The following is a 1039-nucleotide window of genomic DNA, read 5'->3' on the forward strand; positions in this document are numbered from 1 at the left end:
CCGAACTGACACTTGATCACCCGAAACGGATGCTCCACCTTGGCGCGGATACTGGCTTTGATCTTTTCAATCCGATCGGTCAAGGCATGGCTGGCTTTGGTCTTGTCCAGCGCCTTGCGCTTGCCCGGCATCATGGCAATTTCCCAGTCCACGCCAGCGTGTTTGTCTTGAATCTCTTGGCGCTTTTCAACGCCCCGGTAGCCCGAGTCGGCAAAGACCACTTCTTCTTGCCCATGCAGCAGGGCATGCGCTTGCGTCACATCGTGGGCATTGGCCGGCGTTGTTGTGACCGTGTGCACCAAGCCAGAGTCAGCGTCCACGCCTATGTGCGCCTTCATGCCAAAGTGCCACTGGTTGCCCTTCTTGGTCTGATGCATCTCCGGGTCGCGCTCGCCTTTGTCGTTCTTGGTGGAACTGGGCGCCGCAATCAAGGTGGCATCCACCACCGTGCCGGTCTTGAGCATCAGCCCGCGATCAATCAACTTGGCATTGACTGCCGCCAGTATTTGCGCGCCCAAGTCGTTTTGTTCGAGCATGTGCCGAAAGCGCAGGATAGTGCTCTCGTCGGGCAGTCGGGTGATACCCGTATCGAGCTTGGCAAACTCGCGGTACAGCGGGATGTCGTGCAAGGCCTCTTCCATGGCCGGGTCGGAATGCCCAAAGAACTGCTGCAGCAAATGAATGCGCAGCATCACATCAGTGGCAAACGGCGGGCGCCCCGTCTTGCCAGCAGGTGCGTGAGGCGCAATCAGCCCCAGCAGTTGCGACCAAGGAATCACCAGGTTCATCTCATCCAAAAACTCACGCTTGCGCGTTCGCTTGGTCACAAGTTCGAATCCGGTGGTGGCAAGGCTGATTTGTTTCATCTGAACTTAACGCACGAGACCCTCAATTGGGTGACTTTTGCAGACATTCCTTAGTGCTTTAATCAACACCACCAAAAAATAATGTGCTTGAAATCTGACCTTGATTCGATTCCTTCTTGTGGGAAACCTATGCAGTTCGAATTTTGCCGTTTGATGCGCTGGCCGTCCGGCTG

1 protein-coding gene is annotated in these 1039 nt (G+C 55.7%); it reads right to left on the reverse strand.

The genetic code is table 11. The annotated features are described in order from the left end of the window. The coding region (locus AC9UEO_RS13760) for an IS5 family transposase (RefSeq protein WP_509534684.1) at positions 1-866 on the reverse strand (866 nt) is incomplete at its 3' end. Positions 867-1039 lie beyond the last annotated feature (173 nt).

Origin of the sequence: Limnohabitans sp., assembly GCF_040401495.1 — a bacterium.
In the GTDB taxonomy this organism is placed as follows: Bacteria; Pseudomonadota; Gammaproteobacteria; order Burkholderiales; family Burkholderiaceae_C; genus Limnohabitans.